Here is a 21251-nt window from a genome sequence, read left to right on the forward strand (position 1 = left end):
ATGCCTTACAATACGTTTCTGTATCTCAAGGTCCCTTTTGGACCCTCGGCCTATTATGGGCCAATTGATAGGCTACCTCAACGTGTGTTCAAGAGTCTAGAAAAATGATTCAAATTTTATCTATTGAGGCGCCTTATCGAGTAATGACGGCCTTATGGGATAGCCTTTAGCGTCTCTTCGTATACCTCCAGAACTTTAACAGTTCCCACAACCCTGCTTGCTTCTTGAAGGTTAAAGATGCGACCCGGCCACATGGTGTGTGGATAGACTTCTGGCATAATAAACCAGATGTTTGCGCAGGCTGTTTCACCGGGATAGACCCATTCCTTGTCGAGATACTGATGAGTTCCACTTGTTAAATAGTCGTCTTTGACAAGATGATTGGGCCGGTAGCCGGACCTAACGGGGCAGTTTTTGCCACCGTCGTCCGTCCTTAAGAAATTTACTTCAGCTTTGATATGCGGAAGGCCGTATGCGCTGAAGTCATCCATGATTTACTTCTCTAATAGGAAAAGCGCCTGGTCGGCCGACCAATTGGCACGGGTGCGGCCATAATTGAGGGGCTTGCCGTCCGCCTTGTGGGGCACAAAAGTGCGCACCGTCAGGCCCTCTTCCTCGATCAGGTCAAAGAGGTCCAGAATGGTGCAGAAGTGGATATTGTCCGTATTGTACCAGGTCTTGTCGAGCGCCTTGGTCACCGGCATCCTGCCGCGCCCCACCAGGCTCATGCGCACCTTCCACTGGCCGAAATTCGGGATGGTGACAACGGCGCGTTTGCCGATCCTGAGCAGTTCCCGAAGTACCAGCTGGGGCCGGTGTACGGCCTGAAGCGCTTTTGACAGTACGACATAATCAAAGCTCTGGTCCGGGTATTCCTCCAGGTCCTTGTCCGCGTCGCCCTGGATCACGAAAAGGCCCTTGGCTACGCAGTCGTTCACGCCTGCCTGGCTGATTTCGATGCCGCGGCCGTCCACGCCCTGCTTGTGCACCAGATAGTCCAGAAGCTCGCCGTCGCCACAGGCCACGTCCAGTACGCGGCTGCCCGGCTCAATCAGTTCTGCGATCAGCTTGAGGTCGGGTCTGAGGTTATGCATCACCCGTCTCCTGGTCATCGAAGAACAGGCCGTTGGTTCTTGCCGCGGCCTTCACGAAGCCAGTCAGCATATGGTCCATCTCCGGCACATCCAAGAGGAAGGCGTCATGGCCGAAGGGGCTTTCGATCTCGGCAAAGCTCACAGGTACGCCTGCGGCGTTGAGCGCGTGTACGATGGATTTGTTTTCAACGGTCGGATACAGCCAGTCAGACGTGAAGCTGATCACGCAGCAGCGCACATGGGCCGCTGGCTTGAAAGCATCCGCCAGCCGCCCGCCGTGGCGCGCGGCGATATCCAGATAGTCCATCGCGCGGGTGATATAGAGATAGCTGTTGGCATCGAATCGGTCGACGAAACTAGACCCCTGGTGCCTGAGGTAGCTTTCCACCTGGAAGTCGGCTTCAAAGCCGAAGGTTACTTCCTCGCGGTTCTGCAGGTTGCGACCGAACTTAGCCGTCAACGCGTCCTCTGACAGATAGGTGATATGCGCCGTCATGCGCGCCACCGACAGACCCTTGGCGGGCTTGACGTCATGATCATAATAGCGCCCGTCACACCAGTCCGGATCGGCCATGATGGCCTGCCGCCCCACTTCGTGGAAGGCAATATTCTGGGCTGTGTGGCGCGGGGCCGTTGCCAGCATCACGGCGCTGTGCAGTCGCTCGGGGTAGGTGGTCAGCCATTCCTGGACCTGCATGCCGCCCATGGACCCGCCGATGACCATCATCAGCTTGTCGATGCCCAGGTGAGCCACAAGGCCTGCCTGCACACGTACCATGTCGCGTATGGTGATCACCGGGAAACTGGTACCCCAGGGCTTGCCGGTTTCCGGGTTGTCCTGCCACGGGCCAGTGGTGCCCAGGCAGCTCCCCAGCACATTCGAGCAGACCACGAAATATTTATCGGTATCGATCAGCTTGCCGGGGCCGACCAGCCGTTCCCACCAGCCCGGCTTGCCGGTGATGGGGTGGGTGGATGCCACATATTGGTCGCCCGTCAGCGCGTGGCAGATCAGAACCGCGTTATTGCCGGCGTCATTGAGCGTGCCATAGGTCTCATACCCCACCGTCACGGGCGACAGCACGGCTCCGCCGTCGAGCGCGAGCGGCGTGTCGGTGAAAAGCGTTGCTGTCTTGCCTGCGGTTGGTGTCACGAAACCTGTCCAAATCCTTGGGCCCCATGCGTCTTTTGCCCGGGCCTTGTGGCTGCACAGAAAAGCGGGCGCGGGCCCTTATGTCAATCGCCCTAAAACTTACGCGGTAGATTAGGAAAGTTTCCTTTGCCTTTAAGGGGGCGGCGCTTTATCCCTTTTCCTTGTATTTTTTGCGTATTTCCGGGTGTTTCCCGGTGTGTTGGAGGTTTTCATGGGTGCGCCCAAAGCACATGACTGGATAATGGACCTTGAGGCTTATGTGCCCGGCAAGGCGACGGCAGATGGCGTCAAGAATCCGGTAAAGATGTCGGCAAACGAATCTGCGCTTGGGCCAAGCCCCAAGGCGGTAGAAGCGATCAAGGCGTCCGCCGCTGGCGTGATGCGCTATCCGGACCCGGCTTCCCATGACCTGATCACCGCCATTGCCAAGGTGCATGGCCTGAAGCCTGAGCGCATCCTGTGCGGCACCGGCTCGGACGAGCTTCTGACGCTGTTGATCCATTCCTACGCGGGTGTGGGTGATGAAGTGATCTTCTCTGAGCTGGGCTTTTCCGTTTATCCCATTCAGGCGCAGGCAGCGGGCGCGACACTGGTGCCGGTGCCGAACAAGGACTGGGCCGCAGATGTGGACGGTATGCTGAAGGCGGTGACGGACAAAACAAAGCTTGTGATTGTCGACAACCCCAACAACCCCACGGGTGCCTACCTGCCGTGGTCTGAGGTTGAGCGCCTGCATAAAGGCCTGCCTGACCATGTGCTTCTGGTGCTGGATGCCGCTTATGCGGAATGTGTGACCGCGGGCGACTATGAAGCGGGCGAGGAGCTGGTCGACAAGTTCGAGAATGTGGTGATGACCCGCACGTTCTCAAAGCTTTACGCGCTGGCAGGACTGCGCGTGGGCTGGATGTATGCGCCCGACCATGTGGTTGATGTGATCAACCGCTGGCGCATGCCCTTCAATGTGGCAAACCCGGCGCACGATGCGGCGCTTGCAGCCGTCAAGGACCAGGCGTATCTGGATGAGGTGGTGTCCTTCACTGCCGAGTGGCGCGACTGGCTGACCGCAGAGCTGACGGCCATCGGCCTCGATGTGGTGAAAAGCCAGACCAACTTCGTGCTGGTGGGCTTCCCCGAGGAAAGCCCCTTCACGGCTGAGGAGTGCAACGCCTACCTGATGAAGCATGGCTATATCGTGCGCAAGTTTGGTGTGCTGCCGAACCACCTGCGGATTTCCGTGGGAACGGAAACCCAGAACAGGGGGCTGATTTCGCTTGTTCGCGGCTTCATGAACGGCTCCCCAGATGAACCAGACGGCGAGGCAGGCCAATGACGGATAAAATCCACTTCGACCGTATCGCCATCATTGGTGCGGGCCTGATCGGGTCGTCCGTTGCGCGGGCCATTGGCCGCGCCGGCGCTGCCGGCACGTTGGTGGTCTCAGACCGCGACCCCGCTGTGCTTCAGGAAGCGCGGGAGATTGGTTTCGCTGATGACTTCACGCCTGACGCCGGCGAAGCGGCGAGGGATGCTGATCTGGTGATCATCGCGGTGCCTGTGGGCGCCATGGCGGCGGTTGGTGAAGCGATCGCACCCAGCCTCAAGGAAGGGGCGATTGTCTCGGACGTTGGGTCGGTCAAGGAAGCGGTGTTCAAGGCGCTGGACCCAGTGCTGCCAAAGCATACCCATCTGATCCCCGGCCACCCGGTCGCGGGGACGGAACAGTCGGGCCCCAAGGCGGGGTTCGCGAGCTTGTTTGACGGCCGCTGGTGCATCATCACGCCGCCTGACGGTGTGGACAAGGGGGCGCTCGGGAAGCTCACCAAGCTCTGGGAAGCCATGGGCAGCACGGTCGAGATCATGACCGCCCCGCACCATGATCTGGTGCTGGCGATCACCAGCCACGTGCCGCACCTGATCGCCTACAATATTGTCGGTACGGCATCGGACCTTGAAGAAGTGACGCGGTCGGAGGTGATCAAATATTCCGCCGGTGGCTTCCGGGACTTCACCCGGATCGCGGCATCGGACCCCACCATGTGGCGCGATGTGTTCCTGAACAATAAGGATGCCGTGCTGGAGATGCTGGGCCGCTTCTCAGAGGACCTGACGGCGCTGCAGCGTGCCATTCGCTGGGGCGACGGCGACGCGCTTCATGACCTCTTCAGCCGCACCCGCGACATCCGCCGCCGCATCATTGATGCCGGTCAGGATGAAGAAGCCGCCGACTTCGGGCGTCATCACGAGGAATAGAGAAAAGGCCGGGATATCCCGGCCTTTTGCGTCTTACCAAACCTTCATCACCTCGGTGGGTAGGCGATCGACCACTTCGTCAGGCACGAAGAAGTCGGGCACCAGCGGCCCTTTGGCGTGTGGCGCATATTTGGTGAAGTCGGTCACGCCTTCTTCGCGCAGAACTTCCTCATCAATGAAGAAATTGCCCGAACATTCCTTGGCGCTGCGCATCAGGATGGCGTGTGCCGCGTCTGCCATAATCTCCGGCGTGCGGCTGTTCTTGGCCATCTCGCCGTCGCCGATCACATTCCGGATCGCCGCCGTGTCGATCGCGGTGAAGGGCCACAGGCTGTTCACGGCCACGCCCGCCGCCTTGAATTCAGCCGCCATGCCCAGCGTGCACAGGCTCATGCCGTATTTGGCGATGGAGTAGGCCACGTGAGGGGCGAACCAGCGCGGGTTCATATCCAGTGGCGGGGACAGCGTCAGGATATGCGGATTGTCTGACTTCAAGAGATGCGGGATGCATTTCTTGGATACCAGGAAGGTGCCGCGCGTGTTGATGGTGTTCATCAGGTCATAGCGCTTCATGTCGGTCATTTGCGTGTTGGTCAGAGAAATGGCCGACGCGTTATTGACGCAGATATCGATGCCGCCGAAGGTCTCAACCGTTTTGGCAACGGCTTCGTCCACTTGCTCTTCAAACCGGATGTCACACAGGAGCGGCAGCGCCTTGCCGCCGGCTTTCTCGATCTCTTCCGCAGCCGTATAGATGGTGCCTTCAAGCTTCGGGTGCGGCTCCGCCGTCTTTGCCCCGATGGCCACATTGGCACCGTCCTGTGCCGCCCTGAGTGCGATGGCCAGGCCAATGCCGCGGCTGCCGCCGCTCATGAAAATGGTTTTACCCTTCAGGCTCATGATTTTTCTCCTCTTCCCCACGAAATCAGATGCGTCGCATCCGTCCTTGATCTGATAATAGCGCGTTTGGCGCTCAGGGTAGGCAAAGAGTAGCGAAAAGGGCAGAAAAAATTGGGCGTGCCTAGTCGTCCAGGAGCGGCTTGAGCGCCGTCACCTGCTGGCCTTCGAGCGTCAGGACGCCCATCTGCAACATGGCGGACAGTTCCTCGTCGCCTGCACGCGCCAGGGCTTTGGCAACATCTGGCAGCCCAATTGCCTTGATCTCTGCCGCGATAACCTCGGGGCTGACAAGCTTGAGGGTGGCGCTACCCAGCGGCCGGAATTTGTCGTCAAGTGTCAGGCTGGCGTTGCCGCCCAGACCACCCCCGCCCGTCACCAGCTTGACGGCGTCCAACTCCAGCAAACCGCCCGCGTCCCGCCAGGCACCCAAAGAAGTCTGGGTCCAATCCCTGATTACGGGGCCCATGATGCCGCCGCTGGCTTCAAGCTCGGTCGCGCCGGTGTCGACCACCAGTTTGAAATCCAGGAAGCGGTTTTCATAGAGGCCGCTTTCAGGCTCGTGGTGGGTCGGGTCAGACCGCAGGAACAGCTGCCAGTTCTTCAGGAGTTTCGGTCCGGTCACGCCCGGTGCCTTGAGTAGGCTGAAATCCGACATGTCGCCGGAATCCAGCACAATAACGGCCTTGCCGTCTTCGTGGATGCGGTAGCTGCCGCGCAAGGAACCATCTGTGACGGAAACCGCGTCATCGGCGGCCCTCACGCTTACGTTGGTGGCGTCCGCCACCCAGTGGCCGGGGGTCCACAAGTGGCTGACCAGCATGATATTTTCCGCGCCCACGTTCAGGCCGGGGCCGCGGGTGCGAACCTGCAGCCCATCCACCGTGATGACGATACGGTAAGGAAAACCGGATAGTTTCACCTTGCCGTGCTCTACCTTCAGGCCCTTGTCGCGCCAGCCGGAGAACATGGCTTCTGTGTCTTTCCGTGCCTGGAAGCTGCTGGTGTACCAAAGCCCGGAATAGACCAGGATGCCAACGATAAGAAAACCCGCGAATGTGCGTATCTTGTTCATGGCTATGCGGCCCCTGTGGCTTTCATTGTTTGCGCTGCCGGGGCGTCCGGCGCGCGTTTGAAGGCTTCACCAATCATGGTGAAGACATATTTGTTATATTCGTTCGCCAGATAGAGCACCGGCCACTCACCCTTGACCGGATGGGCGAAAATCGTGGCCCCCGGCATGGCGCGTCGGAACAGGATCAGGCTTCTGGGCATATGATAGTCGGCGGTCACCAGTACAAGGGTGCGGTACCCACGTGCCTGGGCCCAGAGGTTGCTTTCAGTCGCATTGCCTGCGGTGTTGGGGGCGGCCCGGTCCAGGTCCACGCAGCAGTCGAACAAGGCTTCTTCGGTGCCCGTCAGTGCGCTGAGTTCCCGTGGTTCGACCACCGGGTTGACCCCCGAAATCAGCATGCGGTCAGCCACTTTGGCTTCAAGAAGCGCGAGCCCGGCTTCAAGACGCCCGGCACCACCCGTCAGCACGATGATGCCGTCGCTTTTGGGGGTGGCCCCTTCGGGCACAGCCGGCGGCAGGGTCAGGGAAAAATAGCCGAACCCCAACAGCCACGCGGCGATCAGGTAGAAGGGCGCTTTAATCAGCATTCGGACAGGGGATTTTCTCTTCTTCGCCATGGGCTGCCCGCTACATCATCTGCGCAAGCGCGCGGCGTACGGTAATTCTGGCGGTGATCATGGTGATCAGGGCAGAGAAAAGCGGCAGCAGCGCCAGCCAGCTCAGGTTGGCATTGTCGGGTATGGTCGCTGTGATCAGCCCCTGGCCCATTTCTCCTGCCAGATAGTTGATCAGGTACAGCGTGCCCGCAGCCAAGAGCACTCCCACAAGGCCGCCCTTCAGGCCGTGGGCCATATAGCGCTCGTCAAAGGCTTTCGAGATCATTGCATCCTCCGCGCCCATCAGGTGCATGATCTCAATGCTTTCCCGGTGGGTAGCAAGGCCTGCGCGGCAACCAAAAATCACGATCGCGACGGTGGAAAGCACCACCATCACCACAATACCGGCCAGCACCAGCTGTACGGCTGAGGCCAGATGCAACACCTGGCTCATCCATTCCTGATGATCATCAAGCTGCGCGCCGGGGGCAGCCGCCGCCAGGCGTTCCTTCAGGCCGTCGATATGCACGGCATCCGGCGAAGACAGCGACACGTCAATAAGGGTCGGCAGTGGCAGACCGGCGTCGAACGGCACGTCGCCAAGCCAGGGCGACAGCAGTTCCAGAACATCCGCTTCCGCCTGCACATAGGCGGATGTGATGCCCGGTGTGGCGCGCAGGAGCGTCAGTGCATCTTCGGTTTGTTTGGCGCGCCTGGCCTCATCCTCCACCACGATCTGGACGGTCAGGTTGGTGCTCAGGCCCGCACTCCAGCGTTCGATGCCTTTGCCAAGCGCCAGGCCACTCGCAAGTGCCAGCGTACACAGGAACAGCATAACGCCAATGACCCACGGTAGCAGCCCTTCGCGCTGGTGCTGTTTGGGTAGAAACTGCAATGTCCGGCCCCACATGCTCATGCGCCGGGATCGATCGGCGTGCCGCCCGGCACATGTTCCAGATCGCCCTTGCTGAGTTTCAGGATGGGTGCCCCGATGGATTGCACCAGGCCTTCGTCGTGGGTGGCGACTACCGTGGTTGTGCCTTCCTTGTTGAGGGCGACAAACAGATGCATCAACCGACGTGACATTTCAGGATCCACGTTGCCTGTGGGTTCATCGGCCACCAGAAGGTCGGGTTTATTGATAATGGCGCGGGCGATGGCCACGCGCTGCTTCTCCCCGCCCGACAGGGTTGCGGGGCGTGCGTGCATGCGGTCTTCAAGTCCAACCCAGCACAAGAGTTCCTCCACATGGTCTGCGACCTGGGCCTTTTTTGCGCCCTGGATACGAAGCGGCAGCGCCACATTTTCGAACGCGCTCATATGTTCGAACAGGCGGAAATCCTGGAACACCACGCCGATCCGGCGGCGCATCCGGGGCAGGGCTTCGCGTTCCATGGTCATCAGGTCGCGGCCAAAGAAGTTGATCAAACCGCGTGAGGGGCGGTGCGCCAGATAAAGAAGCTTGAGGAGTGTGGTTTTGCCAGCGCCCGATGGGCCAACCAGAAAATGAAACGACCCACGGTCGAGTGAAAAGCTGACATCCCGGAGGACTTCAGCGCCCATTCCGTACCGCATGCCGACATTTTCAAAAGTTATCATCTGGTACTCCCGCCAAGTTGCGCGCAGAATTGCATATAGGGGCTTTTGCGTCCAGTGGCATGCTGCAATGAAGGGTGATAAAGTTGCGCCGCGTTAACCATGACAAGCGCCCTTCGTGCTGCGGGGAAGGCAGGCTGGCCCAAGCCATGCAAGTGCTTGTGTTATGGGGCAGTTTTCCTATAGTGTTAACACTTATTTTATCGACTGGGGCTCATACTTGCGGCTCATTGGGAAGAAAGTTCAGGCGTTGATATGATCCTTGTTTGTCCTGCATGCGACGCGAAATTCAAGATTCCGGACGGCGCCATACCGCCGGCTGGCCGTAAGGTGCGCTGTGCCAGTTGCAAGCATAGCTGGCATGCGGTTCCGCAACAGATCGTCAAAGCGCCGCCGGCAGCACCACGGCCAGCACCACGGCCAGCACCAGCTGCTGCGCCACGACCGCAGGCTGCCCCAACGGCACCGCAGGCGGCTTTCCCGCCACCCGAGGATATGGATGCAGGTGCGGCTGCCCGTGCTGCGGCGATCCGACAATCTGTGCAGTCGTTCGGCGGCGACGAAGCGGCTTCGACTGAAGCAGACACAGATGACCGGGACATGTTCGACGAAGACGGCGCGCCCGACGTGCATGCGACGCCGCCGGGCGACGAGTTTGATGAAGATCACGGGTCATCGGATTTTGGCGATGATTTCGGTATCGGCGCTGTTGCGAAGGAACATCTGGGCGACGATTTCAGCCTTGATGAAGATGACGACCATGAAGGCGGGGACGAAGAAGATTTTGATGCGGGTGATTTTGTTGCCCGCCGCCGCGCCGAACAGCGCCGCGACGCCGAACGCCGTGCCCAGGCTCGCAAGCGGCAGTTTATGGTGTTCGGATGGGGGCTTCTTGTTGTGTTGTGGCTGGCGGTGATGGGCGGCATTGTGTTTATGCAGGATACTGTGGTCAAGACCTTCCCGGGCATGACCAGTTTCTATGAAATGTTTGAAGGGGCCAGCGATGTTGAGCGCTTCCGCCCCGAAGAAGGCGAGCCTTCTACTACGCCGCTGACCGAGCGCGAGATATACCTGACGGCCAAGCTTTACAACGACCGAACCAGGGTTGAGACCAGGGACGGCAACCCGGTGTTGATGGTGCGGGGTTTTGTTGAAAACCCAAGTACAGCCGAATTCGGGCGCACGGCCTCGGTTCCGCGGGTGCAGGTGGACGTGCTGGACCGCAGCGGCAATGTGCTGGAAACGGTCATCACCGACCCGGAAGGCTTCGCCATCCGGCGGGGCGCCAGAGTGGATTTTGAAACCAGCATTTATCCGGTGCCCGCGGGTGCGACAAATGTATCGGTGAAGGTGCTGGAGGGGACGCGGTCTCGGGTCGTGCGCAGCAGTAGCTGACAGCTTTGGGGCAGAGGACATAAGGGGCAGCAGGGGGCAGCAATGGATTATTTTTTCGACTGGGACAAAGCCGGCGACGCCCATGTCGGTATTGAGCCCGTCTTCACGGCAGATGAAATCGTCAACAAGGTGGATGAACTGGCTGGTCGCCTGACCCGCTGGTTTGACACCGAACCTGTGGCCCAGGTGGCGATGAATGGCGCCATGATGTTTGGGGCAGACCTTAGCCGTGCCATGTCAATGCGGGGCTGTGTCATGGAGATGGATTTCATCCATGTCACCAAAAATAGGCAAAAATCGACCATTGAACTAAAAGCCACCACAGAATTGCCCGTAAAAGGCCGCGATGTGTTGATAATAGATGATATATTCGAGCAGGGTAGAACTTTAACCGCAATGCGCGAATATTTTCTATCATTGGGTGCAGAGTCAGTAACGAGCGTTGTGCTTCTTGATAAAAGTGGTAATAATATAACTAATATTAGGCCAGACTTTGTAGGTTTTGAGTGCCCCGATGTTTTTGTCATCGGATATGGAATGGACATTGCATACCGTTACCGGGAATTGCCCTTCATAGGCAAAATGGGCCGGGCTTAGATCGGTGAAGATGCATTAATTAAGTGTCTTCCGTTTTTTAGGAAGGATGTCCCCGTGGCACGGGTATTGGTAGTTGAAGATGATGAAGCAGTCCGCGACTTTGTTTGTCGCGTGCTCTCGATGCATGGCCACAGCCTTCTGACCGCCCATGATGGCGCCGAAGCTGTCGAGCAGATGAATGCCCACCATTTCGACCTTCTGATTTCCGACATCGCCATGCCGGTGATGGACGGTATTTCGCTGGCGCTGAAAGTTCGCGCCTCCAGGCCGCATGTGCCGATCATCCTGATGACCGGTTACGCCAATGAACGCCAGCGCGCACACAATCTGTCATTGCTGATCGAAGGGCTTCTGTCGAAACCCTTCACCATGGATCAACTGCTGTCTGAAGTGGGTAATGCGCTGAAGGCTGCTCGCGCCCGCAAGGCGGAAATGGAGGCGGCAGGCGCCCCCATCTCAGCTCAATCGCCTGAGAGCCAGGACGGTATTTCGTCCAGCGACAGCAATTCATCCAGCGACTGACGTTTCCTGATCACCGCAACCTTGTCACCGTCCACAAGTACCTCAGGTACAAGCGGGCGGCTGTTGTAGGTTGACGCCATCACAGCACCGTAGGCCCCGGCTGACTTGATCGCCACCAGGTCCCCTGCCTTGAGTGGGGCAGTATTGCGTTGCTTGGCGAATACGTCGCTGCTTTCGCAGATGGGCCCGACAAAATCAGCCTTCAGCGTTTCGTCACCAGACGGTTCCGCAACAGGCACGATGGCGTGGTAAGCATCATACATGGCGGGACGGCTGAGATCATTCATCGCAGCGTCCAGGATATAGAAAGTGCGGTTTTCGCCCTGCTTCTCATAGAGCATTTCCGTCAGCAACAACCCTGCGTTCCCAGCAATCAGGCGGCCGGGCTCGAGAATGATGTTGCAGTCCATGTCCCCAAGGACCTCCCGGATCATGGCGCCGTAATCAGCGGGCGCAGGCGGGGTCTCGGCGTCCGGGTCATAAGGGATGCCCAGGCCGCCGCCCAGGTCGATGTGGCGGATGTCATGGCCCTTGGCGCGCAGGTCGCGCACCAGGCCAACCACGCGCTCAAACGCCAGGCGGAAGGGCGCCAGGTCTGTCAGCTGCGACCCGATATGCAGGTCTACGCCCACGGCCTTGAGGTTCGCAAGTTCGCCAATACGGGCATAGACCGCGTCCACTTTCTGCCAGGCGATACCGAACTTGTTTTCCGATTTGCCGGTGGAAATCTTGGCGTGGGTCTTTGCGTCCACGTCCGGGTTCACCCGTACGGATACCGGCGCTACCATGTCCATGCTGGCGGCAACGTCATTCAGGGTTTCAAGCTCGGCTTCGCTTTCGGCATTGAACTGCATGATGCCGGCCTCAAGGGCGGCGGCCATCTCGGCTTTGGTTTTTCCCACACCGGCGAAAGCAATCTTGCTGGCCGGGATGCCGGCTTTCAGCGCGCGCTTGAGTTCGCCCAGACTGACCACATCCGCGCCCGCGCCTGCTTTCGCAAGTACACGCAGCACCGCAATGTTGCTGTTGGCCTTGACGGCAAAGCACACCAACGCATCCAGCCCCTGAAAGGCCTCGGAAAACACACGGAAGTGGCGCTTCAGCGTTGCCGTTGAATAGACATACACAGGCGTGCCCACCTGTGCGGCGATCTGCTCAAGCGGTACATTTTCGGCCATCAACTGACCGTTGCGGTAATGGAAATGATCCATGGATAAACCTATCTACTCGGAAGGGTCAGTTTGATGATGAATAGCCAGCGGGCGGTTTGACATCGCCCTTCTTGCCGCAAGCCCCAAGGCTGCCGGCGGCCAGCAGAATCAGGGAAATGGTCAGCAGTTTACGCATCTTGGCTTCCTTACTTGAGGGCTTTACGGGCGGCCTTGACCGCCTTCTTGACATTCGCGGGCGCCGTACCGCCAAAAGACGTGCGGCTTGAGACACTGGCGGACACGCTCAACACGTCGAACACGTCCGACGTGATGCGCGGCTCGATGGTCTGCATGGCTTCAAGGGGTAGGTTCTCAAGGTCCACGCCCAATTGTTCGGCCGCTTTCACAACCGCGCCCGTTACATGGTGGGCATCGCGGAACGGTAGCCCGAGAACGCGGACCAGCCAGTCGGCCAGGTCTGTGGCAGTGGAGAAGCTCTGGCCTGCGGCAGCGGCCATGGCATCCGTGTTTGGCTTCAGGTCTTCGATCATGCCGGTCATGGCAGCCAAGCACAGCTCAAAATCATCCACGGCCTGGAACACGGGTTCCTTGTCTTCCTGCATGTCTTTTGAATAAGCCAGCGGCAGGCCTTTCATGACCATCATCAGGCCGTTCATGCTGCCGCTGATGCGGCCCACCTTGGCGCGGATCAGTTCGGCGGCGTCCGGGTTACGCTTTTGCGGCATGATCGATGAGCCGGTCGAATAGGCATCCGACAGCGTCAGGAAGCGGAAGGCCGCTGACGCCCACAGCACAATCTCATCCGCCAGGCGCGACAGGTGCACAGCGGAGATCGAGAGCACGCTCAGGAACTCAAGCGCGAAGTCCCGCGCTGAAACGGCATCCAGCGAATTGGCCATCGGGCGGTCGAAGCCGAGCGCCTTGGCGGTCATGTGCCGGTCGATGGGGAAGCTGGTGCCGGCGAGGGCTGCGGCGCCCAGGGGGCTTTCGTTCACCCGGGCGCGGCAGTCCTTGAGGCGCGCGCGGTCACGGCTCAGCATCTCATGGTAGGCCATCAGATGGTGACCAAGCGTGACGGGCTGCGCGGTCTGCAAATGGGTGAAGCCCGGCATGACGGTGTCAGCATGCTTTTCAGCCTGGTCCACCAGCGCGGCCAAAAGGCCCTTGAACAGGCCGTCCAGCGCATCAATGGCGCCGCGGGTCCAGAGGCGGAAGTCGGTTGCCACCTGGTCGTTCCGCGACCGGCCGGTGTGCAGGCGCGCGCCGGCGTCGCCGATAAGCTCACGCAGGCGGGATTCCACATGCATATGGATGTCTTCAAGCGCGGGGTCGAACACCATCTTGCCGGCTTCGATCTCACCCGCCACTTGGTCGAGGCCCTTATGAATGGCATCGCAATCGGCCTTGCTGATCACGCCGACAGATGCCAGCATGCTGGCATGCGCCTTGGAGCCTGCGATGTCTTCGCGGTAAAAGCGTTTGTCGAATCCGATCGAAGCATTGATTTCCTGCATGATGGCCGAAGGGCCGGAGGCGAAGCGTCCGCCCCACATGCTCTGGCCGCCTGCCTGCTGTTCAGCTGCGTCTTTATTGTCGGATTTGTGATCCACGGTGGTCTTGCCTTTCGTACCAGCCTGACTATTGTTTGGCCGATTGTTAACGGTCCTGTCTGGAGACTAAAATGCCTAAAAAGGCCTTATTGCCTGCTGTCATCCTTGTCGTCCTTCTGGGCGCAGCAGCTTATCGGCTGTTTTTGCCTTCGACAACGTCCTTCCCCGCAGATGCGCCGATAAATTCTTATCTGAAAGGCGAAATGGCCAAGCTTTCCTTGCCCGAGGAACCAAAGGGCCTGACAGACCATATCATCATGCGCGAAGACGGCTCGCCCATCAAGCTTTCGGCCATGAAGGGCAAAGCTATGCTGATCAACCTGTGGGCCAGCTGGTGCGCGCCCTGCCGGGCTGAAATGCACGAGCTTGCCAACCTGCAGCGCGAGCTCGGCGATGACACATTCGAAGTGGTGGCGATCACGGTGGACCGGGGCGGCGTGTTGCAGGCGAAAGACACGCTCGAAGAATGGGGTGTGGAGGGGCTGAACCTCTATGCCGAACCCACGATGGCCATCGCGCTTGAACTCGCTGACGGCAAGCTGCCCACCAGCTATATCATTGGCGCCGACGGGCAGGTGAAAGCCTATTTCCTTGGGCCGCTCAAATGGGACACGCCAGACGCCATCGCGCTTTTCACCGCGCTCAAGAACGGTGAGATCTAGCGTCTCTTTTCTTCGGTTATGCGGTGTGGCATCATGGGTGGGCCGGGCATCAGCGCCGTCACGCCGTAAAATGGGGAGGCAGTCATGAGACCGTCAAACATCTGGATCGCACTTGTTGGGCTGGCATTTTGCCTAGCGCTTCCCGCCAGGGCGGACGATAGGCCCATCGATGCCTATCTGGTCGGCGAAATGAAAGGCCTCGAGGTCTTCCACGGCGATTTGGATTTTTCCGATTATAAGCTGGTGACCGGCTTCAAGGGCCGCGAGAAGATTGTCGAGAAATTGGCGACCAAGCATGGCAAGGTCCTGATGATTGCCTTCTGGGCGCTCGCCTGCCAGCCATGCGACATGTATCTGAAGGACTTGAACAAAGTGCAGGAAGCGCTCGGGGACGACCGGTTCGAAGTGGTCGCGATTGATCTTGAACGCAACAGCATTGTCCAGACCCTGAAGGCGCTCCAGCGCCAGGGGCTGACCGCGCTCGCGCCCTATGGCGATTTTCATCCGAGCATTACGCAGGAACTGGAGGCCAACCCGGGCTTCCGCTTTTATGGCCGCGAGCCCAAGACCATCCTGGTAGACAGCAGCGGCAAAGTCAGGGCCTATTCCAGCGTCACGCGCGACTGGTTGTCGGACGACGGTAGGGCCCTGATTGATGCTTTGAAGGATGGCAAGATTTAACTAGCCCAAGCTTGTTGCGTCTGCCGGAATCTCATCCTGGTGGACGATCTGTGTCTCGGTCGCGGCGTCGGCTTTCCATTCCTTGATATAGGGATGGTTGAGGACCGCGTTCATATAAGTGCGGGCGGTCTCGCTCACCTCAATGCCGTAGGTCTCAAACCGGGACACCACAGGGGCATACATCATGTCTGCCGCGCCGAACGCGCCATAAAGGAAATGGCCCCCGGCGCCGAAGCGGCTGCGGGCGTCGGTCCAGATGGCGTCGATGCGGGTCACGTCCTTCTGCACAGCGTCTGAAAGTGCAAGCCCGGTCCAGCGCCCGCGCATGTTCATCGGCGCGTTGCCGCGAAGGCCCATGAAGCCGCTGTGCATTTCAGCGACGATAGAGCGCGCGTTCGCAAAGGCTGCTTTATCTTCCGGCCACCAGAATTTCTCAGGCGCGATGCGGGCGCAATAGTCGATGATGGCAAGCGAATCCCAAACCCGCACGTCACCGTCCAGTAGGGCGGGAACGCAGGATGTAGGGGAATAGTCTTTGATGGCTTCATAGAATTCCGGCGTATCTAGGCGGAGTTTGATTTCTTCGAACGGAAGGCCGGTATGGCGAACGGCAAGCCATCCGCGAAGCGACCAGCTGGAATAGGTCTTGGTGCCAACAATGATTTTAAGGTCTGACATATGTCGTGACTCCCTGAATTCTTATGGATGCACAGGATAGTCTGGCAGTCTTTACCATAAGTGCCCTACCGCGTCGCCCGAATGTTTCTAAGGCAACCCCTGCGAAAAATTAATGCTGCCACGACAAGCCTTGGATGATTCTTTTCTTGCAATTAAGAATGATTATTAATAATGAGGAGGGGTAGCCAAGAATGAAACCGGGGGTTTTACACGATGATCATGGAACGTGGGTTCGAGAAACAGATGCGGCGCTGCACGTGTCACAAGGAAAGCCGGGCGCGGCCAGCCCTGGGGACCGTGATGAAGCTGACCACGGTTGGCCTCAGGCAGGCCTGTGCGGCGCGGGCACAGGCGCTTGCCTTCGAGTGCGCCGACGCGCTTGAGGCGCGGCTGGCGGTCACAACAGGCGACAGTGAACTGATGCGCCTGTGGGACGCGCCGGTGGCCAAACCCATCGCGGTATCAGATGCCGTGTGGCAGCTGATGCGGGTGGCAAATGAACTGGCGTTCCGCACTGACGGTATTTTCGACGCGGCGGCCTCCGGCAGCGATGGCCAGGCACACTGGACGGATATAGATCTTTCCAAGCGGGGCTACGTGCGCTTTCGCCGCAAGATGCGGTTTGACCCCACGGGGCTGGTGAAAGGCTTTGCCGCCGATATTGCCGTGCAGGCGATGAGTGAACAGGGTGCGCGTCGGGGCTTGGTGGATGTGGGCGGCGTTATGCGCGCCTTCGGGCCGCAGGAATGGCGCGTGCAGTATCATCTGGCGAACAGTAAGCATCCGTTGCCTGTTGCCCTGACAGACGGCGCGCTGGCGGGGGGCGGCTCCAACAGCGGAAGGCTTTTTGACCCGGTAACCGGCGTCATGCACGCGGGCCAGGAATGGCGGGATCTGCGGCTGGTTGTGCGCGCCCGCACGGCGGCTGTGGCTGACGGTCTGACCAAGGTTGCCATGCTGGCGCCAGGGCGCGCAGCCACGCTGCTGCCACGTCTTGGTGCGTCGGTTGCCATGCTGACAAATGAAGGCGCCCACGCGCTGGAGTATGCGTCCTGATCAGGTGAAGGCAGCCAGGCTGATGCCTTCCGTGTTGCACACCTGGCGGACCATCTTATGGGCCGACAGGCGCTTCAGGTAGGCGCCCAAGCGGGGAAAGCTTTGGGGCGGGACGGGCATATCATCGGCCCAGATGCACAGCATCAGCAGGAAATAGTCACAGATGGTGACGGTATTGCCCACCAGATAGAGTTGGCCTTCAAGGGCTTCATCCAGAATCTTGAAGGCTGCTGCGACACGGTCGCTGTGGGCGGCCTCCACGGCCTTGGCGCCAAGCGGGTCCTGCGTGTGCTTTTCCGGGTAGCAATAGACCATATAGTCCGCCTGCAACGTGTTGGTCAGATACATCAGCCACTGCAGGAACTTGGCCCGGTGCGGACTGCCAGGCGCTGGCGCGAGGCAAGCGTCCATGTGACGTTCAGCCAGATACAGGCAGATGGCTGGGCTTTCAAACAGCACGGTTTTGCCGTCCACAAGCGTGGGAATGCGCCCCGCCGGGTTAAGCTTCAGATAGTCGGCTGACTTCTGCGCGTCCGCCTTGCGGTCTACCAGCTCAAGCGAAAAGGGAACACCAAGATGGGCCAGCACAAAATGCGGCGCCAGACTCGCGTTTCGAGGGTAGTAGAACAGACGGTACATAGAGCAGTGCCCCTTGCGAATGCTCATAATCAGACTGTTGGTCAGCGGATTTCTTGCTGATATCACGCCCGCCCGGAAAGGGCGAGCGTGCGCTGATCAGAAAGGGGGGCGACCTAACCGCCCCAGTGCAGGTCATAGGCGTCGATTTTTACCTGACGGCCGTTTTTGGCGAAGGCTTCCTGCGCTTTTGGCAGGGCCAGTGCCTTGCGAAGCCGGTTCATCATCACGCGTTCAAACGGCGGTGTCTTGGGCGCTTCCTTTGCCTGCAGGAATTTGCTGAGCGCCTCATCGCGGTAGGATGCATCCTCCAGGTTGGAGACGATCAGGTCCGCCGTTTCACCAGGCTTGTCAGCGCACAGAAGCGTTGCCTGATAGGCATGAATGTTCTTGCGTGGATCTTCTGCCATATTGGCCAGGATCGGGGCTGCCTCATCCGTGCGACCAAGCATGTAGCGTGAACATGCCTGCACGCTTTTGATGAACATCCGGCCATATTCGCTGGCATAATCGTTAGCCACCTCGGCGCCCAGTTCTTCCGCGTAGGTCAGGGCTTCCTCATAGCGTCCGACGCGCTGAAGCATGATCGCCAGATTGATGCGCATACTGATGGTATCGGGGAAATCCTCAATCGGAAGGTCTGCCATCTTCTTCAACACATCGATCGATTCGTCATAGCGACCCAGATCATTCAAGGCAAAGGCATAGCTGTTGACCGCCCAGAATGCGTCGGTGCCGATGGCCTCCACTGTGCCCCAGTCCTCGAAGAAGGGCTTGGCCACGGCAGCGGCTTCCTTGATCTTGCCGCCAGCCCGCAAGGCTTCGATGTAGGCGGTGAGGCGTTCGACATCCTCATCGTCTTCCTCATAGGCTTTCTTGCGGTTTTCAATCTCGCGGTCCAGCGCGATCCGGAGATCCGCGCCCGCGCGCTTTTCCACGTCCGGCCAGATAACCTCATAGCGGCGATCCACCATCAGCGACAACAGGGACTGCGGATCGCTGATCTGGTCCAGGAAGCGCGAGACGTTACTGAGCCGGTCAGTTTCCACCAGCGCCTGGACGGCTGTGGCATAGATCCAGTCGGCCCCCCATGAGTTGGACCCTTCATAGCCGGCACCGGCCAGCAGGATGGCCAGATTGTCAAACAGCTCAGTCTTGCCGACTTCGGTCAGCTTGAAGTTCAGGTCTCCGACCCACTCGCTGTTGAGGTTTTTGGCAGATTGCGGATGCTTGGCCGCTAACGTCAACAGCACGCCAACTTCCTTCTCGAGGTCTTCGGCACCGCGGTACAGCTCTGCCATCCTGAAATAGAGATTGGCGTCGTCGGCATAGAGGTCAGCGGCTTCTTCAAAGGCCTTCAGGGCAAAGCTGTCCCGGTCTAGCTTGTTCAGCACCATGCCACGTTTCAGCTGGATCAACCCGCGCAGGCGGTTGGCTTCAGGCACTTGTTTCAGCATGGCATTGAGCGTGCGCAACGCCTGGATGTTCTTGTCGTCATCCATGGCCCTCAGGGCCTTGGTCATATCCTCTTCAATCGGTGCGAACAGCTCTTCATCAATGTTGAAACGGCCAGCCATCGAAAGCGGCACGTTATCGATCTTGAAGGTCAGGTTGGTGTGGCCTGCCAGATCATTACCGAACTTGATGGCGTCAGCCGCATCGTCAGCGGCGACCGACAGCATATTGTTTTTCACCTCAAAATCGATCAGCAGCGTTTCGTGATTTTCGGTGAAGGTGCGCTTGAAAGTGGCGTCTTCCACGGACCTGATAACCACATCACTGCCTTTGGGGCGGCGGCCTTCAACGGTCAGCTTGATCTGGTGATGCCGGTTGATGCGGTAAGGCATCTCAAGCGGGGTGCGCCGCGAAGTCTGGTTCGGCACGTTGAACAGGTCGCGCACACCCCAGGCCCTGATGGGCATGGATTTCATGGCGCCAGCCGTGCGCGCCTTGACGCGCGAGAAGCTGTAGCCGACCGTGATGGTGACCCGGTTGGCATCCATATCGTCCTCAATGGTCAGCTTGGTGCTTTCCTCGATGCCGTCATACATGCCCTGGTAATAATCAAAATAAGATCCGGAAAACTCATCGTAGGACTGGCTGGCAATACTACCGCGCTGAATGTCGGCTTCGTCTTCCTCATAAACGGCGGTGACAGTCAGGGTGAAAAAATTCACACCCTTCGCGGGGAAGAAGTAGGATTCTGTGACCTGCAGGGTTGGCGCGGTGGTTGGCTGGACGGCAATCGGCTCCAGCCCCGCGTCTTCTGCCCCAATCGGCAGGCCATAGGCGTAGCTCGGCTGGATCAGCATGTCGCCGCGTCCGCCCTGGTGTGAAAGGGTCGGATCAAGCCAGTAGGCCTTGTCGCCGATCTGCGCTTTCGTGATGGCATGGTCGAATGCGATGGGCGCCGGCAGCATGTCCGGCAGGCCCGGGCCTTCGTCGCTTTCCACCAGCGCCGGCCAGGCGCTGATGCCCAGTTCACGCAGGACGGCAGTCAGCAGCATGGCCTTGTCCTTGCAGTCGCCGTAGCCGCGGCGGATCACCTGTTGCGGCGTCCTGGGTACGTGGGAGCCATTGCCGATTTCAATGCCCACATAGCGAATCTTGTCCTGTACCAGGCGCAGCGCCTCGGTCAGGCGGTCCTCTGGCGCTTGCCACTGGTCGGCGATGGTTTTGACCTGGGCTTTGAAGGCGTCAGGCAGGGTCATGTCTACGTCATATTTGGGGGCGGCCCAGCGCTGGACATCTTCCCAGCTTTCCATGCTGGAGACACTGACAAGCGGCCAGGTGATATGCCAGATGGGGGTCGATTCCTCGCCCGGAACCGAGTCCGGGTCAACCACTGACCATTCATAGACCTTTGATGCACCTGCGCTTGTCACGATTGGTGCCGGGGCGCCTTCATAATCCTTGATGTAAAGCGGCTTGTCAGCGGGCCAGATCAGCTTGTAGTGACGCGCGCCAACAGGGTCGGACCAACCCATATCGAAATAGTCGAAAAACTCACCAGGCCAGAGGTCGGAGGTGACCAACGAGGAAACAGCGTAATCGATGGTGTCGCCAACCTGGATGTCTTCCAGTTCGGCAAGGGCCGTCAACTGGCCGTCGATGATGCCCGCGCTCTCGAGCCCTTCTTCCTGACGCAAGAGCGTGATCTCAAGGTCCGCCAGGCGGTCCAGTACCTCGCCGTTCCGGATCACCCGGATATGGTTGAAGGTCAGGACCGTGTCATGGGGGTCGAACGCATAGGTCAGGCGCGACGCTTCCTCGAGCCCGGACCGGTCAGTTACCGTGTAGGCGAAGCGGTTATAATATTCATAGCCATCCGGGCGCCAGGCAACCTGTGTATCGGCCAGGGTATAGAATATGCCGTCGCTGACGCCTGCTGCCCGGTGCGCTGGGACTTCCGTTGTCGCGGTCCGTTCCACGATCCAGTCAGATGCTGCGGCTTTGCCAACAGTGACATCCTCTTTGGTTTCTATGGACGCCTGGGCCGGTGACATGACCACTGGCTCAAGAAACAGGAAACACGCAGCAAAAAGCGCTGCTGATACGCGATTGACCATGACAACCCCCAC

General features: G+C 59.2%; 22 protein-coding genes. 8 read left to right on the forward strand and 14 right to left on the reverse strand.

Annotated elements, in window-relative coordinates:
- Positions 1–152: 152 nt before the first annotated feature.
- From KORLAC_RS01290 to metX, 3 genes are read right to left on the reverse strand one after another with little or no spacing between them, the layout of a single operon-like run.
- Positions 153–491, reverse strand: a complete 339-nt coding sequence (locus tag KORLAC_RS01290; protein WP_068301653.1) for a hypothetical protein — start codon at positions 489–491, stop codon at positions 153–155.
- 3 nt (positions 492–494) lie between these two features.
- The gene (metW, locus tag KORLAC_RS01295) at positions 495–1094 is read right to left on the reverse strand and encodes a methionine biosynthesis protein MetW (protein WP_082714432.1); all 600 of its coding nucleotides are present in this window, start codon (positions 1092–1094) and stop codon (positions 495–497) included.
- Positions 1087–2247 (reverse strand): homoserine O-acetyltransferase MetX, encoded by a 1161-nt coding sequence (gene metX / locus KORLAC_RS01300; RefSeq protein ID WP_068301660.1) that lies wholly within the window; start codon positions 2245–2247, stop codon positions 1087–1089. The genes metW and metX overlap by 8 nt, the downstream gene beginning before the upstream one ends.
- A gap of 211 nt (positions 2248–2458) precedes the next feature.
- On the opposite strand from metX, the gene hisC reads away from it, so the two are divergent.
- Both hisC and KORLAC_RS01310 read left to right on the forward strand, forming a co-directional pair.
- Positions 2459–3577: a histidinol-phosphate transaminase gene (hisC, locus tag KORLAC_RS01305; protein WP_068301663.1), complete on the forward strand. Its 1119-nt coding sequence runs from the start codon at positions 2459–2461 to the stop codon at positions 3575–3577.
- Positions 3574–4497 (forward strand): prephenate/arogenate dehydrogenase family protein, encoded by a 924-nt coding sequence (locus KORLAC_RS01310; RefSeq protein ID WP_068301668.1) that lies wholly within the window; start codon positions 3574–3576, stop codon positions 4495–4497. The genes hisC and KORLAC_RS01310 overlap by 4 nt, the downstream gene beginning before the upstream one ends.
- A gap of 33 nt (positions 4498–4530) precedes the next feature.
- Here the strand turns inward: KORLAC_RS01310 and KORLAC_RS01315 are convergent, their stop codons facing one another.
- From KORLAC_RS01315 to ftsE, 5 genes are all read right to left on the reverse strand, one after another.
- A complete protein-coding gene (locus KORLAC_RS01315; protein WP_068301671.1) occupies positions 4531–5397 on the reverse strand; it encodes an SDR family oxidoreductase in 867 nt (288 codons plus the stop codon).
- A gap of 121 nt (positions 5398–5518) precedes the next feature.
- Positions 5519–6469: a DUF2125 domain-containing protein gene (locus KORLAC_RS01320; RefSeq protein ID WP_068301673.1), complete on the reverse strand. Its 951-nt coding sequence runs from the start codon at positions 6467–6469 to the stop codon at positions 5519–5521.
- A gap of 2 nt (positions 6470–6471) precedes the next feature.
- Positions 6472–7086, reverse strand: coding sequence for a YdcF family protein (locus KORLAC_RS01325; RefSeq protein ID WP_082714433.1), 615 nt, complete (start codon positions 7084–7086; stop codon positions 6472–6474).
- Positions 7087–7096: 10 nt separating this feature from the next.
- Positions 7097–7960 (reverse strand): cell division protein FtsX, encoded by an 864-nt coding sequence (locus KORLAC_RS01330; protein ID WP_139167476.1) that lies wholly within the window; start codon positions 7958–7960, stop codon positions 7097–7099.
- Between the two features lie 17 nt (positions 7961–7977).
- A complete protein-coding gene (gene ftsE / locus KORLAC_RS01335) occupies positions 7978–8664 on the reverse strand; it encodes a cell division ATP-binding protein FtsE (protein WP_068301687.1) in 687 nt (228 codons plus the stop codon).
- A 252-nt stretch (positions 8665–8916) separates the two neighbouring features.
- Here ftsE and KORLAC_RS18945 point away from each other — a divergent pair, with 252 nt between their 5' ends.
- Genes KORLAC_RS18945 through KORLAC_RS01350 form a run of 3 tightly spaced genes read left to right on the forward strand, consistent with a single transcriptional unit; the run spans position 8917 to position 11175 of the window.
- Positions 8917–10056: a zinc-ribbon domain-containing protein gene (locus tag KORLAC_RS18945; protein WP_074519349.1), complete on the forward strand. Its 1140-nt coding sequence runs from the start codon at positions 8917–8919 to the stop codon at positions 10054–10056.
- 42 nt (positions 10057–10098) lie between these two features.
- Positions 10099–10653 (forward strand): phosphoribosyltransferase, encoded by a 555-nt coding sequence (locus KORLAC_RS01345; protein ID WP_068301693.1) that lies wholly within the window; start codon positions 10099–10101, stop codon positions 10651–10653.
- A 54-nt stretch (positions 10654–10707) separates the two neighbouring features.
- Positions 10708–11175, forward strand: a complete 468-nt coding sequence (locus KORLAC_RS01350; RefSeq protein ID WP_068301696.1) for a response regulator — start codon at positions 10708–10710, stop codon at positions 11173–11175.
- On the opposite strand, the gene lysA is transcribed toward KORLAC_RS01350, so the two are convergent.
- The 3 genes from lysA to argH are packed head-to-tail and all read right to left on the reverse strand — an operon-like array spanning position 11115 to position 13900.
- Complete coding sequence (gene lysA, locus KORLAC_RS01355; RefSeq protein WP_068301698.1) at positions 11115–12386, reverse strand: diaminopimelate decarboxylase; 1272 nt, start codon at positions 12384–12386, stop codon at positions 11115–11117. The genes KORLAC_RS01350 and lysA overlap by 61 nt on opposite strands.
- 25 nt (positions 12387–12411) lie before the next feature.
- Positions 12412–12522: an LPS translocon maturation chaperone LptM gene (lptM, locus tag KORLAC_RS19235; RefSeq protein WP_420913267.1), complete on the reverse strand. Its 111-nt coding sequence runs from the start codon at positions 12520–12522 to the stop codon at positions 12412–12414.
- Between the two features lie 10 nt (positions 12523–12532).
- Positions 12533–13900, reverse strand: a complete 1368-nt coding sequence (argH, locus tag KORLAC_RS01360) for an argininosuccinate lyase (RefSeq protein WP_068303095.1) — start codon at positions 13898–13900, stop codon at positions 12533–12535.
- A gap of 128 nt (positions 13901–14028) precedes the next feature.
- On the opposite strand from argH, the gene KORLAC_RS01365 reads away from it, so the two are divergent.
- Together KORLAC_RS01365 and KORLAC_RS01370 are read left to right on the forward strand one after the other, a co-directional pair.
- Entirely contained in the window at positions 14029–14619 is a 591-nt protein-coding gene (locus KORLAC_RS01365) for a TlpA disulfide reductase family protein (RefSeq protein WP_068301704.1), read from the forward strand.
- An 84-nt stretch (positions 14620–14703) separates the two neighbouring features.
- Complete coding sequence (locus tag KORLAC_RS01370) at positions 14704–15300, forward strand: TlpA disulfide reductase family protein (protein ID WP_068301706.1); 597 nt, start codon at positions 14704–14706, stop codon at positions 15298–15300.
- Here KORLAC_RS01370 and KORLAC_RS01375 read toward each other — a convergent pair whose 3' ends face one another.
- Complete coding sequence (locus KORLAC_RS01375) at positions 15301–15978, reverse strand: glutathione S-transferase family protein (RefSeq protein ID WP_068301708.1); 678 nt, start codon at positions 15976–15978, stop codon at positions 15301–15303.
- Positions 15979–16191: 213 nt separating this feature from the next.
- On the opposite strand from KORLAC_RS01375, the gene KORLAC_RS01380 reads away from it, so the two are divergent.
- Positions 16192–17034 (forward strand): FAD:protein FMN transferase, encoded by an 843-nt coding sequence (locus KORLAC_RS01380; RefSeq protein WP_068301709.1) that lies wholly within the window; start codon positions 16192–16194, stop codon positions 17032–17034.
- Here KORLAC_RS01380 and KORLAC_RS01385 read toward each other — a convergent pair whose 3' ends face one another.
- Together KORLAC_RS01385 and KORLAC_RS01390 are read right to left on the reverse strand one after the other, a co-directional pair.
- Positions 17035–17673, reverse strand: a complete 639-nt coding sequence (locus tag KORLAC_RS01385) for a glutathione S-transferase family protein (protein WP_068301712.1) — start codon at positions 17671–17673, stop codon at positions 17035–17037. It lies immediately after the preceding gene.
- Between the two features lie 113 nt (positions 17674–17786).
- On the reverse strand, positions 17787–21239 hold the full coding sequence (locus KORLAC_RS01390; protein WP_068301717.1) for a DUF3857 domain-containing protein: 3453 nt from the start codon (positions 21237–21239) through the stop codon (positions 17787–17789).
- Between the last annotated feature and the right edge of the window lie 12 nt (positions 21240–21251).

The organism is Kordiimonas lacus, assembly GCF_001550055.1.
Taxonomy (GTDB): Bacteria; Pseudomonadota; Alphaproteobacteria; order Sphingomonadales; family Kordiimonadaceae; genus Kordiimonas; species Kordiimonas lacus.